A 13,086-nucleotide genomic window follows, 5' to 3' on the forward strand; every position below is an offset into this window, starting at 1 on the left:
ATGTTTGCTGATAATACCTACGCTGATGCGTGCCTTACACGAATCACAGATAAACATCATACATATCGTCTGGAAATGAACGGTATAAATATGCGTGAAACAGAATGATATCATCTAGCAGTACTTCGTACCGTTAAAAATGGAATAGCCGTTCCGCAGTAGCGGAACTGGCATTCCGTTTGAACGTAATTTGCAGTTGAATCAGACACTTTTCTTATTTCTTTTAAATATTTTATATAATATGTCATAAGAACATACTCATTCACATGCTTCACCTCATCTGTACACTATACGATTATAAATTTCCTTCATCAAACTTTTCAGATACTTTCAAATCAAATATTGTCTCTTCTATGACCTGAATACATTCATCCGTATTTTTTTTAATGTCCTTTCCCCAGAATCTAATCACAGTCCACCCCATAAATAAAAGTTTCTTATTAATTTCATTATCATGTTCCCGGTTTCTGGAGATTTTTGTTATCCAATATTCACTATTTTTTCCATTTTCAAGACGTGGCTTCAAAACTTCCCAGTCTTTTCCATGAAAGAACTCTCCATCACAAAAAATTGCAATTTTATATTTTGTCAATGCAATATCTGGTTTTCCAGGAAGGACTTTATAATTTTTTCTATAGTGGTATCCTTTATTCCATAAAGCCTTTCTTAATATCCGTTCAATGCTCGTATTTTTTCCCTTTATACTCTGCATATTTTTTCTACGCTGTTCAGGTGTCAACTTATCCATAATCTCATCCTGTAAATATCACATTATTATCAATTACTATACTTGTTTATATTATACTCAATTTAACCAGCAAAACAACATTAATTAATATTGCAAGCAAGTAAAACCGACAAAAATCAATTCATATTCTAGGTATATTTTCATTAAATTTATAATTATTTTTGTATATTTTCAATAATTTTTCTTGCGTAACTCCTAAAATTATAATAACATCAGCTTATAAATCTCACGAATTACACAAAGGATAAAACGTTATGACTACAACTACAAATATGTCTATTGAAATACTTGTTAATGCCCTTAAATCTTTACCGAAAAATCAGGGATTTGGCTATATCCACAAGGCAACTAAGACTTTAGTTTCCATAACCGATATTGAAGGAGCATGTGGTCCAATTTCTATTCAGAGATGGGATCCCTCAAAAGGCGAAATCCAGAAGCAAGCAAAAATTGAGTCCATTTCCACTCAAATGTTATCACGAGTTGCAAATGCCATTACTCCCCAAATGCCAATTAATATAGACAGATTGCTTGGAGCTTCATATAATACTCGTTCAGCGTTAGAAACACTATTATGCCATACCCCGCAATTTTATTATTGTTTTCCTGGCAGAATTGAAAATATTAACGGAAAGCCCAAAACCAAACGCGGCCATAAGCATGTTATCTGGATTCCAGACGAACCACATGCTCTTGGAATACTTATGGAAAAAAAGGTCACTGGACTCGAAATAAGTGAACTTCCATCTAAAAGTGTAATTTATGATGCTCTCGAGCTCCCTCAAGCCCTAATAAAATCCGGAAAAATCGATTCTGAAGAAGGCAGAATTCACCTTCGTATGCAAATGGCCATATATGAAATTGGTCGCGCACTTTTCCTAAATACTTACATTGCAAAAAATGACCAGGGAGCCAAATATAAAGGCAAATTTCTTTCTGCTCAAAGTAATATGGTCACATCTTTAAATGATGTACCTCTTATAAATATTATGGACGGTGCTGCAAGAGCAGGTAGTTTAATTGACGCAATGTGGATTGGAAACAAAAGCATCCCTGCTATATTTGAAGTTGAAAATTCAACAGGTGTAACCAGCGGTTTAAATCGAATGCTTTCTTTCAAAAAACATATGCCATCACTTAGCGATATGCGTTTTATTATTGTTGCACCTGATGACCTCAGAGATAAAGTATTCAGAGAAGTTAATAGACCAGAATTTAAAGAATTGCATGCACTATATCTTTCCTATTCTTCTGTCAGTGAATTGTTAGGACTTTGCCAAGAAAGAAAACTAAAAGGCGTCCAGGCCGCATTTATTGAAACATTTTGTGAAGACTTAAATTCATAATCTAAATAAGGTGTCACACAACCATCAAAGTGGATGTTATGTGGCACCTTATTTTTAAACATTTGACAAATCTATCAATTGATAGATCTGATTTCCATTTACATTTTGTATAGCATTTGCATTTAAATAATCTCTAATAGTCTGTGCTATTCCACTTGCTAAAACATACGGTACACCATTACCTATGGTCTTAAACATATTCGACAGACTCATATCTGGTGGCAGTATAAAGTCTGCTGGTAACGTTTGAATTGCCAAAGTTTCCGCTGCTGACATCCTCCTTGCATGGTACGGATGTAAATGCACTTCATTATTGCCATAAGCTGCTGTTGGGGAATATCTCCACCTGTGAATTCTTTTATACGATTTTCTTCCAACATCCCCTTCGTCAATCGTCTGCATTTTAGCTAAGCCTGCTCTCGGCTTGAAATAATCATTTGCATTTGGATGCTCTGTCACATTATTTTGATCAAACCAATGTTGAACTGTCAGCTGCACTGGAATCCCCTCTGGTGGCTGCGTAACCTTTCCTTCTTGGAATGTTTCTGTTCCTGGCCATGGAATCTCTTTTTTTATATTCCAAAGGTCATATTGCTGATATTGTCCCCAATTAAAATTATTCAGATCATTTCCTTGATAATTAATTGGATGTAAAATATTCTGACTTACACCAAATAATAGTATTCTATCTCTATCTTGTGGAGCTCCAAATTCTAATGCATTTGTTAAGCGTTCAGTTGTTTTATATCCGGCATTTTGTAAAGATGTTTTTAATTCTTCATAAAATGCTCTATGCCTTTTCGTCTGCCAGAGTCCTTTTACATTTTCAAATAAAAAGAAATCCGGATGCATTCTTATAATCAAATCTACATATGATTGTGAAAGTCGTCCATTATCTCCATCTCTTCCTCTTTGACGTCCTGCTACCGAGAAATCCGGACATGGGGGCCCGCCGATAAAGCCTACCCATTCCCCATGATTTCTATATTCTTGCATGTCCTGCCTCATATTATTCTGCATATTAATATCATTCAAGAAATCATTAACATCACCTTGATAATACCCACACTGAGGTTCTTGAATATTAACATGCATGTACTCTCTTGCATATCTGTACGCTCTCATAAATTCTGGATTATATTCATTAACAAATACAATATCAAAGCCATTCTGTTCAAATCCTAGATCGAGAAATCCACAGCCCGCAAAAAATGAAAAAATTTTCATCGTTCGTCTCCTTTCCATTTTATATATAAAACACCCTTATCCGCAAATTTACAATATATTAGATTTAATATGGAAATAATTGGATTTGGAGATAAACCAAGATATAAGGATCCTAAAGATTTATACTTCTTCCTTATAAAATAGGATTTTAAAGATATTTTTACATCTTTCTTAGATGTAACTTTATCGCAGAATGTATAAGCATTAAACACTTATTTTCTAGTATTCAATATTTCCTTTTTATAATATAGTTTTTGGATTATAAAATGTCAAGTTATTTTTATCTTGTAAGCTTTTCTTTTCCTATTTTCTACGCTATTATTATCTGTCATTAGATATAGCATTTCTCGTCAAAAAGATGTATTTTTATGGCAGTTACTCTTAACTTCTCCCATTTTATAGGGTACAGTTGCTTAGCTTTTTTATATTAGCCTATATTTTTTCAATTTGTAATTTCTTGAGTCCTCATTGAAATCCATTTTATACACAGGAATTCCTTTTTCTTTTGCCATATCTACAATAATTTTCTGATTTATCTTACTAATTTTACGCCCTACGTATACCCCACTTGGTTTTTGAATAACGCAAGAATGTTCTTCGTTGGCCAATAAAGTATTATCTGTTGAATAAAACATTCTCCATTCTTTTTCAGCTTTCCAATCTGTAGATTTTTTTATAGCTAACTTAGTTGCCATAAACTCATCTGGACATGGAACAACTGCGTTCAGCCATGATGCATTATATGGAAAACCTATGCTTTGAGCCATTCCTTTAAGAATTTGTATTTGAAATAAGTATGCGGCATAATCTGTAGTATCCAATCTCTTATCGTCATATATTACAGGAAACAACTTTCCCCAAACATGAGTCTGCATATTATTATCAACATAAGTAATCTTATTCTCATTACCAAATTCATACTCTAACGCAAATCCTGTAGCGTTATTGCTATACTGCCCCCACATCATATCTGAGCAAATTTTCTGTGTAAAACACGCAAACTTTGTTATACGTTGTACTTGCTCTGTCGTATCTTTTAATGCTACGTCAAGATTTTCCAACAAATGTTGAATTAAATTGTTTGAAATATCCACTCTCTGTCCTTTTGGTGCTTCTTTCAAGCACTTAAAGATATATTCTGCATTTGGAATAAGTTCTAATAATTTTTGCGGCGGTTGTTCCATAGTTATTAATTTTTCTACCGCTTTTAGCTCTCCCTCTTCAGATAACAATGAACCAAGCCGTCCTTCTATTCTTTTCTTATCGTAATAAATCCTTGCATCAAAGTCATCATTCATTGTGCTTCCATTAGAAAACCATAATTCATCATTATAAAATGCACTTAGATTTCTTTCAGAGCAAGCTCTAAAACGATATAATTTATTTGGCAAGATACTATTAACATATTTATCAACAGCATCATAGCAAGCCTTTTTTTCTTCCACGGGAAAATTATCGGAACTATCGTATCTTCAATAATTTTCTTAAAATCCATATGCTCCTCCACAAAGCTTCAACCTTTTCTAATATTATAAATATAACAAAAAAGTCTGTTTTCACAATCAACCGTACAAAAATCTTCTCCCCATTTATTCCTCTCCATAAGTTTTAGCTATTTGTGCCGCGCACTATTTTCACAGCACTCCCTGCTCCCGCATCTCCGCACTTACCGCCACATACTCCTTACTATTCTCCACAATCCCCAGTTTCTCCTCCCACGTAAGATTCCGCTTAATCTTCGCGGGGCTTCCCATTACCAGGGAACCGTCTGGAATTACAGTATTCTTGGTGACGAGGCTGCCGGCGCCGATGATGCAGTCGGTGCCGATTTTGGCGCCGTCTAGGATGATGGTGCCCATTCCGATTAGGGTGCGGTCGCCGATGGTGCAGCCGTGGATGACGGCGTTGTGGCCGATGGTGACGTTGTTTCCGATGTGGACAGGCATGTTGTGGCTTACGTGGATGGTGCAGCTTTCCTGGATGTTGGTTTCTGCGCCGATGGTGACGGGGGCGTCGTCGCCGCGTATGACGGCGTAATACAGGACGCAGCTGTCGCGGCCGATGGTTACGTCTCCAAGGATGATGGACTGCTTGGCGATTCTCGCGCTTTTCTCTATTTTCACATTTCTATAGCTCATTTTTTACCTCATTCTGCTCGTATCTCGGTTCTTTCTTAACATTGGGAGAATTCCATTCTTCTCAATTTTTCATTACTAAGCGAAACTAATAGCTCGTAGTAAATACTGAGATTATACCAATACCCAAAGTACCAAAAAGCCCCTTATATTGACAACAATACTTCTACATTTTCTCTAGAGCGTGTTTGAAAAAGGCTTTCTGCAAGATGTGCGTCACAATTTGTGGGAGATTTTGTCCGGATGAGGGCGCCGTAGCGGGCTACGGCAACTGAATTCGGGCAAAATATACCGCAAAGTGGGGCGTGCAGATTGCGGGAATGATTTTTCAAACACGCTCTAATCTTAGCATACTGAAAAGAGATTGTATATTTCTTTATGCTCTCAGTATTGTCTTCCCGTTTAAAAAGGCCTGTCAATAAATTTCCTGTGCATCTATTTCTAAAAAGCGGAAGATCTGTTTCAGATATTTCTCCATAGAGGAGTCATCGCTGCAGTAGATTTCATGTTTTGTTCCAGGCATATAAATATATTTACAGGAGCTGCTGCCTTGCTGCTTCACTTTTCCTGCAAATCTTTTCAGTGCGCGCACAGATACAAAATCGTCATTTTCTGCCTGAAAGAAAAGTACAGGTACCTTTATTTTTTTCCACCCCCAAATCTGCAGATACCAACTCATTTTTATAGCCGCCAAAAGCCAGCCATAGGATGCCGCACAGGTCTGCAGTTCCTTGTGCGCCCTGCGAATTTTATCATATCTTTCAAATCTTGATTCCGAGGTTCCGGCACAGGTTTCAAAGCTTTCCCCTCCATCATAGAGTTTTTGCCCTGCCACATACTTTTGAGCCTTTCCGAAAAAGCATTCAAAATGTGCAATCAAAACTACAAGCGGCCAGGGCACCTTTCCTGTAAGAGGACGGATCATAGGCGAACTTAATATGATTTTCTGAAACAGTCCAGGCTCCCAGGATGCCGAAATCCCACCAATTGCCCCTCCCATAGAATGGGCAAAAAGAATCAGGGGTAAATCCGGATGTGTTCCTTTTATTTCACGGCATACTTTCAAAAAATCCCGCACATACCTTTTCCAGATATCCACATGCACAAGAGACGGATCTGCCGTCAGCCGATAGCTCAACCCATGCCCCATATGTTCTGGCATATACACATGATACCCAGCCTTCAGAAAGTAATAAATCATCTCATCATATTTCGGCGAACCTTCTGTAAAACCGTGACTGATCACAATGACACCCCTGGGATTTTTTGCCAGATAATACTGTATGTGTATTTTTCTTGAAAAATCCTTATTTTTGCCTCGAATGAAATTTTCGGCATTTGAGACATATTTTTCCTGACGGTGCAGTTCAAGATACGGCTCTGCCTCTTTGTTCATCCTGTATAAATATTCATTTTCATGTATTATTTCCATATTGGCTGCTCCTGCTGTTATTTTTGGTTTTGGATTCTTATAATTTTGTTAATCTTCTTTTCGTTGTAGAACACCAGTATAATTCCTCCTGCACAGCAAAAAGCTGCAGCACCAAAGGCAGCAATCCGATAACCGGTTCCGTTTCCTGTTCCAATTGTGGAAACTGCCGTAAAAATCAACATGGAAATGCTTTGTCCAAGCTTAAACGCAAATGTTCTTGCTGCATAAAACATTCCTTCGCGATTGCTTCCCGTTGTAATAGAATCACTTTGAGCAATGTCTGCTACAACAGCCTGTGGAAGAATTCCAAAAATTGCCATAGGAAGTGCCGCACAGACAGTCAGGATCAGTCCCTGCACGGAAGCTGGAATAAAAGGCATTTTTCCCATAAATCCAGTATAGAAATAAGCAGTGGAAAATACCGCAAATGCAAACAAAATCATCTTTTTCTTTCCAAGCTTTGGTGTCAATTTATTTACCGGAATGTAAAAGACCAGAGACAAAGCTGTCATTCCAACAAAGTACAGGGTTGTCATAGTCTCCGGAAGCTTCAGAAGGCTGGTAACAAAAAAGGGAAGTCCTGTCTGAAACATGGTAAGCGCGATCCAATAAAAAATATCAGATGCTACAAATTTTCTAAATTCTCCATTTTTGAAGGTAGCAGTAAGTGAGACAAAAGCAGATTCCTTAGATGGAACTGTATCCACATAGTCTTTTTCCCGGATGGTGAACACCGGTACCAGCATGCATATAAATGCCACAGCTGCCATTATTGTAAATGTCACCCGAATTGCGCCTACTCTTCCAAAAACCGGGATAAATACACCCCAGATGGTGGGCGCCAGATATGCTACTGCTGTTCCTGCAATGAAAGTAAAAGAAATAACGGTAGAAATATTAAGTCGTTCCTGCTGAGTATGTCCCAGTTCCGGAATCAGCGCATTATATGGCGTACAATATGCAGTAATGGAAAGATAATATGCCAGAATCATTGCCAGCAAAAAGACAGCATTGATCCAGCTGTTCTGATTTAGCGGAGACCAGAATACCAATACGGTGGAAAGTGCCAGCGGAAGAGATGCCCATTTCAGGAATGGGATTCTTCGCCCATTTTTTGATGTACACCGGTCTGATAAAGACGCGATCATAGGGTCTGTAAATGCGTCAAAAATCCTTCCGAAAGCTGTGATTCCTCCAATTATGGTAAAAATGCCAAGTACCACCAGCCCCTGAGGAATAAATACAGTTTGTCCCTGACTGATGGCAGTCTCATCTGGCTGATAAAAATACACCAGCCAGTTGGAAATGATTCCCGACAGCATTGCCCAGCCAAATTGTCCAGCTGCAAACTGCCAGATTTTTCCTGTTGTTAATTTCTTCATTTTTTTCCTCCTTGCGCTCATTTTTATAATTATTGCACAATATATTCCGCTATGCAATTACATTTTCGTACTTATTGTATATTTTGATATCAGGGTCAAAAGGTCAAAAAGCCGTTCATGCCTGCATGATAAGGCTTTTGAACTTGGGACCCGCCGAACATGAGGAAGTAGCGATTTACATAGTAAATCAGCGGATTCCGAATGTTCGAGAATTGCGGGAGCTGCTTTGCAGCGGAGCAATTCGTGGATATCAAGTTAGGGGCAAAAGACCTTTTGACCCTAACATCATCATATTTTGATATCCAATAAAAGCAATCGGTATTTCGTCCATGGCCAGAAGCATATAATGAATTAAATTTACCGGCAAACGGAGTTTTTCAATGAATACCCAGATAAAAAATATTCTTCCTTTTCTTTTATTTCCACTGGCAGTGGGAGCATTTGCAGCGCTTCTGACTACCGGGTCTATGGAGGCCTACGCGGACCTTTGCCAGCCGCCCCTTTCCCCGCCGGGATGGGTGTTTCCGGTGGTGTGGACCATTCTTTATCTGCTGATGGGATTCGCCGCTTACCTGGTGGCAAATTCTGGGAAATGCACCAACAATGCTTTGTTTTTTTACATTTTGCAGCTGTTTTTTAACTTTCTGTGGTCGATCTGGTTCTTTAACTGTGAGTGGTATCTGTTTGCCTTTTTCTGGCTGGCGGCGTTGTGGCTGCTGATTTTTGCCACTATAAAATCTTTCGGTGCGGTGTCCCCCGTGGCGGCGAATCTGATGCTTCCTTATCTGGCATGGGTGACGTTTGCAGGGTATTTGAATCTGGGAGTGTATTTTCTAAACTGATGTACTATGATCATCCAGCAGATAATAAAATGCTCGGCATGTATCCGCCAGAGCTTGTTTGAAAAAGGCTTTCTACAAGATGCATATTACAATTTGTGGAAAATTTTTCCCAATCAGAAAAAGACCGCTGTGCATTTCGGATTATACTGAATATGCATAGCGGCCTTTTGAATTTTTTTCACAGATGCTGCAAAAACCTCTGCACACATCTTCTGTCAAAGCTTACTGATAATTTGTCTCTTATATTCCAAAAATTCTTCTGACAGCGAGAAGTCCTCTGCCCTTGGCTTTTTCTCCCGGATCACGATTTCTTCCTTGATAGTTCCGGGAATCCCGTTCAGAATGTAGATTCTGTCGGACAGCAAAATGGCCTCGTCAATGTCATGGGTAATAAACAAGGTGGACAGATCAATGTGCTGCATAATGTCCAGGTACCATTTGTGCACGCTGGCTTTGGTCAAAGTATCCAGTGCACTGAAGGGCTCGTCCAGAAGGGCAACACCGCTGGAGCTTAAATACGTTCGCAGCAGGGCTGCACGCTGACGCATGCCTCCTGAAAGCTGGCTTGGATACTGAAGCTGGGTGCCCTCCAAACCAAATTCCGCAAATAAGGGATTGGCTTTTTCCCGGGCTTCCTGCTTCTTCATGCCTTTCAGAAGAAGGGGAAGTGCCACATTGTCGATCACCTTCTTATGAGGAAGAAGGAGGTCCTTCTGCAGCATGTAGCTGATGCTTCCGGGAGTGGAGGTCACATCCTGGTCACGCAGGTAGACTTTTCCCTCATCTGGAGTGACAAGGCCGGAAAGAATGTGAAATAAAGTAGTCTTTCCGGAGCCGCTGACTCCCAGAAGGGATACCAGCTCGCCCTGTTCCAGATGAATGGAAATGTCCTTCAGGACCTGTTTTTCACCGTATGCTTTTGAAATATGTTCTGCTCTTAGTAATGATTTACTGTTTTCTGATGACATTCTATATTCCTTACTATACAACTGTCTGTTTTCAAACTATAAGACCGCCGTCTGTTTTTTACTGCGGCAGATAGTCGTTGGAAAATCCTACGTCTGTCAGGTCTTTGTCGCAAAGCTGATTCTCATACAGCCATTTGTAGAATGCGTTCCATCTCTCAGGATCGATCACGCCCCAGCTGTCTGCATCGTCAATGTATTTTGCGGAAAGGAATTCCTGGCTCTTCTTTACCAGCTCCTCTGCGTCCTTGAGGGAACCTGTGTTGTCGCCGTCGATGAGGATCTGTGCTGCCTCGTCCGGATTTTCTGCTGCAAACTCATAGCCCTTTGCAGTTGCTTCCATAAATGCTTTCGCCTGATCCGGATTTTCGCTGAGATAATCGTTGTTGGCGATAATAACCGGTGTGTAGTAGTCAAATACAGGGTTGATATCAGAGAATGCGAAGTAATCGCAGTCTACGCCTTCTACCTCTCCGTTCACGCCGCCCCAGCCTTGGAATACCCAGATGGCGTCTGTCTGATGGGCTGCAAGTGCTGCCGGCTCATCTGTGATGTCGTTGGGGATCAGGGTAACCTGGTCAAAATCCCCGCCGTCGCTGTTTACTACATTTTCCAGCATGGCAAGCTCGATTGGAGAGTCCCATGTGGAATAAGTTTTGCCAGTCAGTCCGGCTGGTGTGTCGATTCCGTCTCCTGCTCTTGAAAGGATTCCGGAGGTGTTATGCTGGATCACGGCTGCCACTGCTGTAATTCCAAGAGGCTCATCAAGTGCCAGGGAAGCTGCCATAGTATCCTGTGCCTCGATTGCGAACTGGGCCTGTCCGGCTGCGCACATCAGTGCTGCACCGTTTTCCGGCGGCTGTACGATCTCTACGTCAAGTCCTGCGTCTTCATAATAGCCTTTTGCAAGTGCTACATAAAGTCCTGTGTGGTTGGTGTTCGGTGTCCAGTCCAGGCAGAATGTGATTTTCTCATTCTCGCCATCTGCTGCGTAAACACCTGTAGGAACTGCAAATACCATTGTCAGCGCTGCAGCGGATGCAACGGCTTTTTTCAGATTCTTATTCATGATTTTTCTCCTTTTCAACCTGCAGCCAGGGCATTGCGATGCGGCTTGCCACATTTACTATGAAAAGCAGCAGCAAACTGATGATCACAATGAAAATAATAACTGCAAACATTTTGTCAAACGCGTATGCCTTTTTTACCCTTGTCATGTAAACACCAAGACCGTTAAAGCCTCCCAGCCACTCAGATACTACGGCACCTACTACGGCGTAGGATGCGGAGATCTTCAGCCCGGAAAAGAACTGGGGCAGGGCAGAGGGGAATTTCACATGGCGGAAAATCTGCATTCTGCCGGCGCCCATTGCTTTCATCAGGCGGATGGCATCCGGGTCTACACTCTTGTAGCCGTCCAGAAGCCCGATGGTGATGGGGAAAAAGGTGGTGATCACGACTAAGGTGATCTTTGGTGCCATTCCAAAGCCCATCCACAACACCAGGATCGGCGCGATGGCGATGGTGGGAATGGTCTGGGTAATGATCATAATCGGATAAAAAGCCTGATCCATTACCCGGAAACGGTCCATCACAGTTGCGAAAATAAATGCCAGAGCGATTCCAATGAGAAGTCCGTAGAAGGATTCCAAAAGGGTAAATTTCGCATGGAATAAAATAGTGGGAAGGTCGCCGATCAGCGCCTTGCACACTGCAACCGGGGAGGGAAGCATGTAGGACGGAACTAATCCGGAGATGCTTACCAGCTCCCAGAGAAGCAGGATTGCCGCCATTGCAACGACAGGGGGAATCTTACTGGTGATGTTTGGTAACTTTCTTTTCAATGGTAAGCACATCCCCTTCTGGTTTGTAAGAGATCTTTACATAGACGTTCATAGCCTTGCAGCCTGCGCGCTCTGCTACGTGCTGGCACTCTTTTACAATGTCCATAAGCTGATCGTAGTCACCCTCGATGGTTGTCTCGAAAGGTCCTACATAACAGTTAAGTCCTGTGGATTTGATGTAGGCGATTACCTCGTCTACAATGCGGATTACTTCTTCGTCATCCTGTACATTTGGCAGTACCTGAATTGCTACACTTGCGTTCATTTTTGTTTCCTCCTTTAATATGTGCCAGATCTCCGAAGCTGATTTGAAAGGGTTCCGGGCCTGGGATTTTTTAGCAATCGAATAAGAACCATCTTTTTATGAATCTGCAAAAGAAAAAAGAGCATCTGCAATCACGCAAATGCTCTAAAATACATCTTCAACACTTCCTACACTGGCATGATCCAACAGGTTAAAAGGGTCTAAGGGCTACCTTACTCTCAGCTTCTCAATCGAAACTCCCCTGGTTTTTATTCAGATTTCGGTGCTAATTATAATATATCTTTCTTGAAATTACAAGCGGCTATTTCATTTCCGGCTGTTTTCTTACATAATTTTAACATTATTTATTTCCAAAATTTGCAGCCGTAGGGCGCACGGCCATTGCTTATAACCCTTGAAAAGCGGCCTGGATGCTGTCGTAGTGAAGGAATTTTCCTTCTGCGGCAAAGGCTTTGATCTGCTCCAATGTGGCGAACATGTGGCCGTCTGTTTCCTCTTCCTGAAGGTGCAGGTCTTCTTCCTGTACGTCCATGACAAAGCGGTATACGTCTACAAAGTAATTGTCTCCCTCACCCGGGTTTTCTCTTTTGTATGTGAAAAGATAGCCGCCCTGTGCACTGCTTACGTCAAGGCCTGTCTCTTCTTTCACCTCGCGGAGAACTGCGTCATAGGAGGATTCTCCTGCCTGGGCTGCGCCGCCGGATACTTCCCACCAGCCTGGCGCCCATGCTTTGGTCATGACGCGCTTGGTGATCAGGAAGGTGCCGTCCGGTCTTGCAACTACTCCGAGGACGGTGAGATGGTACTCTCCGTCCTTTAAGCACCAGTCGTTGCGCTTCATGGTGCGGCCTGTAGGTCTTTTATTAATGTCATAAATATCCCAGAATTCCATTTTTGTTA

The 13,086-nt window shown here is 41.1% G+C and carries 14 protein-coding genes, 3 pseudogenes and 1 riboswitch; of the genes and pseudogenes, 4 read left to right on the forward strand and 13 right to left on the reverse strand.

The window, feature by feature from the left end; translation table 11 throughout:
- Nucleotides 1-108: pseudogene (locus tag H8S54_RS19585) on the forward strand (DNA replication protein); the annotation flags it as partial.
- 187 nt (nucleotides 109-295) lie between these two features.
- Here the strand turns inward: H8S54_RS19585 and H8S54_RS14695 are convergent.
- Complete coding sequence (locus tag H8S54_RS14695) at nucleotides 296-748, reverse strand: very short patch repair endonuclease (protein ID WP_186901736.1); 453 nt, start codon at nucleotides 746-748, stop codon at nucleotides 296-298.
- Between the two features lie 254 nt (nucleotides 749-1,002).
- Between H8S54_RS14695 and H8S54_RS14700 the strand changes: the two genes are divergently transcribed.
- Entirely contained in the window at nucleotides 1,003-2,094 is a 1,092-nt protein-coding gene (locus tag H8S54_RS14700; RefSeq protein ID WP_021926497.1) for a hypothetical protein, read from the forward strand.
- A 54-nt stretch (nucleotides 2,095-2,148) separates the two neighbouring features.
- On the opposite strand, the gene H8S54_RS14705 is transcribed toward H8S54_RS14700, so the two are convergent.
- The 4 genes and pseudogenes from H8S54_RS14705 to H8S54_RS19115 all read right to left on the reverse strand — a co-directional run.
- On the reverse strand, nucleotides 2,149-3,321 hold the full coding sequence (locus H8S54_RS14705) for a DNA cytosine methyltransferase (protein WP_021926496.1): 1,173 nt from the start codon (nucleotides 3,319-3,321) through the stop codon (nucleotides 2,149-2,151).
- A gap of 422 nt (nucleotides 3,322-3,743) precedes the next feature.
- Complete coding sequence (locus H8S54_RS18670) at nucleotides 3,744-4,766, reverse strand: DUF2971 domain-containing protein (protein ID WP_186901737.1); 1,023 nt, start codon at nucleotides 4,764-4,766, stop codon at nucleotides 3,744-3,746.
- A 189-nt stretch (nucleotides 4,767-4,955) separates the two neighbouring features.
- Nucleotides 4,956-5,459 carry a gamma carbonic anhydrase family protein gene (locus H8S54_RS14715; protein ID WP_186901738.1) on the reverse strand — a complete coding sequence of 168 codons (504 nt, stop codon included), beginning with the start codon at nucleotides 5,457-5,459 and terminating at the stop codon, nucleotides 4,956-4,958.
- A gap of 143 nt (nucleotides 5,460-5,602) precedes the next feature.
- Nucleotides 5,603-5,728 (reverse strand): annotated as a pseudogene (locus tag H8S54_RS19115) (DUF6783 domain-containing protein); the annotation flags it as partial.
- On the opposite strand from H8S54_RS19115, the pseudogene H8S54_RS19120 reads away from it, so the two are divergent.
- Nucleotides 5,678-5,878: pseudogene (locus H8S54_RS19120) on the forward strand (DUF6783 domain-containing protein). The pseudogenes H8S54_RS19115 and H8S54_RS19120 sit on opposite strands and share 51 nt — an antisense overlap.
- Here the strand turns inward: H8S54_RS19120 and H8S54_RS14720 are convergent.
- Both H8S54_RS14720 and H8S54_RS14725 read right to left on the reverse strand, forming a co-directional pair.
- Nucleotides 5,872-6,888, reverse strand: coding sequence for an alpha/beta fold hydrolase (locus tag H8S54_RS14720; RefSeq protein WP_186901739.1), 1,017 nt, complete (start codon nucleotides 6,886-6,888; stop codon nucleotides 5,872-5,874). The pseudogene H8S54_RS19120 and the gene H8S54_RS14720 sit on opposite strands and share 7 nt — an antisense overlap.
- Before the next feature lie 17 nt (nucleotides 6,889-6,905).
- The gene (locus H8S54_RS14725) at nucleotides 6,906-8,270 is read right to left on the reverse strand and encodes an MFS transporter (protein WP_021926859.1); all 1,365 of its coding nucleotides are present in this window, start codon (nucleotides 8,268-8,270) and stop codon (nucleotides 6,906-6,908) included.
- Between the two features lie 380 nt (nucleotides 8,271-8,650).
- Here H8S54_RS14725 and H8S54_RS14730 point away from each other — a divergent pair, with 380 nt between their 5' ends.
- Entirely contained in the window at nucleotides 8,651-9,112 is a 462-nt protein-coding gene (locus H8S54_RS14730) for a TspO/MBR family protein (RefSeq protein WP_021926860.1), read from the forward strand.
- A gap of 10 nt (nucleotides 9,113-9,122) precedes the next feature.
- On the opposite strand, the gene H8S54_RS19455 is transcribed toward H8S54_RS14730, so the two are convergent.
- The 6 genes from H8S54_RS19455 to H8S54_RS14755 all read right to left on the reverse strand — a co-directional run bounded on the left by H8S54_RS19455 (nucleotide 9,123) and on the right by H8S54_RS14755 (nucleotide 13,078).
- On the reverse strand, nucleotides 9,123-9,266 hold the full coding sequence (locus tag H8S54_RS19455; RefSeq protein ID WP_408610290.1) for a DUF6783 domain-containing protein: 144 nt from the start codon (nucleotides 9,264-9,266) through the stop codon (nucleotides 9,123-9,125).
- A 61-nt stretch (nucleotides 9,267-9,327) separates the two neighbouring features.
- The gene (locus H8S54_RS14735) at nucleotides 9,328-10,080 is read right to left on the reverse strand and encodes an ABC transporter ATP-binding protein (RefSeq protein ID WP_021926861.1); all 753 of its coding nucleotides are present in this window, start codon (nucleotides 10,078-10,080) and stop codon (nucleotides 9,328-9,330) included.
- 58 nt (nucleotides 10,081-10,138) lie between these two features.
- Nucleotides 10,139-11,146: an ABC transporter substrate-binding protein gene (locus H8S54_RS14740; RefSeq protein ID WP_021926862.1), complete on the reverse strand. Its 1,008-nt coding sequence runs from the start codon at nucleotides 11,144-11,146 to the stop codon at nucleotides 10,139-10,141.
- Nucleotides 11,139-11,921 (reverse strand): ABC transporter permease, encoded by a 783-nt coding sequence (locus tag H8S54_RS14745; RefSeq protein WP_021926863.1) that lies wholly within the window; start codon nucleotides 11,919-11,921, stop codon nucleotides 11,139-11,141. The genes H8S54_RS14740 and H8S54_RS14745 overlap by 8 nt, the downstream gene beginning before the upstream one ends.
- Nucleotides 11,890-12,186, reverse strand: a complete 297-nt coding sequence (locus tag H8S54_RS14750; protein WP_021926864.1) for a thiamine-binding protein — start codon at nucleotides 12,184-12,186, stop codon at nucleotides 11,890-11,892. Before H8S54_RS14750 ends, H8S54_RS14745 begins: the two co-directional genes overlap by 32 nt.
- 146 nt (nucleotides 12,187-12,332) lie before the next feature.
- Nucleotides 12,333-12,439, reverse strand: a riboswitch (TPP riboswitch).
- Between the two features lie 132 nt (nucleotides 12,440-12,571).
- The gene (locus H8S54_RS14755) at nucleotides 12,572-13,078 is read right to left on the reverse strand and encodes an NUDIX hydrolase (RefSeq protein ID WP_021926865.1); all 507 of its coding nucleotides are present in this window, start codon (nucleotides 13,076-13,078) and stop codon (nucleotides 12,572-12,574) included.
- Nucleotides 13,079-13,086: the final 8 nt, after the last annotated feature.

The sequence above is a fragment of the Blautia segnis genome (assembly GCF_014287535.1).
Taxonomy (GTDB): domain Bacteria; phylum Bacillota; class Clostridia; order Lachnospirales; family Lachnospiraceae; genus Blautia_A; species Blautia_A acetigignens.

Coding starts and splice junctions, on each gene's coding strand:
- H8S54_RS14695 (WP_186901736.1), bottom strand. CDS start 748: ATGGATAAGTTGACACCTGAACAGCGTAGAAAAAATATGCAGAGTATA.
- H8S54_RS14700 (WP_021926497.1), top strand. CDS start 1,003: ATGACTACAACTACAAATATGTCTATTGAAATACTTGTTAATGCCCTT.
- H8S54_RS14705 (WP_021926496.1), bottom strand. CDS start 3,321: ATGAAAATTTTTTCATTTTTTGCGGGCTGTGGATTTCTCGATCTAGGA.
- H8S54_RS14715 (WP_186901738.1), bottom strand. CDS start 5,459: ATGAGCTATAGAAATGTGAAAATAGAGAAAAGCGCGAGAATCGCCAAG.
- H8S54_RS14720 (WP_186901739.1), bottom strand. CDS start 6,888: ATGGAAATAATACATGAAAATGAATATTTATACAGGATGAACAAAGAG.
- H8S54_RS14725 (WP_021926859.1), bottom strand. CDS start 8,270: ATGAAGAAATTAACAACAGGAAAAATCTGGCAGTTTGCAGCTGGACAA.
- H8S54_RS14730 (WP_021926860.1), top strand. CDS start 8,651: ATGAATACCCAGATAAAAAATATTCTTCCTTTTCTTTTATTTCCACTG.
- H8S54_RS14735 (WP_021926861.1), bottom strand. CDS start 10,080: ATGTCATCAGAAAACAGTAAATCATTACTAAGAGCAGAACATATTTCA.
- H8S54_RS14740 (WP_021926862.1), bottom strand. CDS start 11,146: ATGAATAAGAATCTGAAAAAAGCCGTTGCATCCGCTGCAGCGCTGACA.
- H8S54_RS14750 (WP_021926864.1), bottom strand. CDS start 12,186: ATGAACGCAAGTGTAGCAATTCAGGTACTGCCAAATGTACAGGATGAC.
- H8S54_RS14755 (WP_021926865.1), bottom strand. CDS start 13,078: ATGGAATTCTGGGATATTTATGACATTAATAAAAGACCTACAGGCCGC.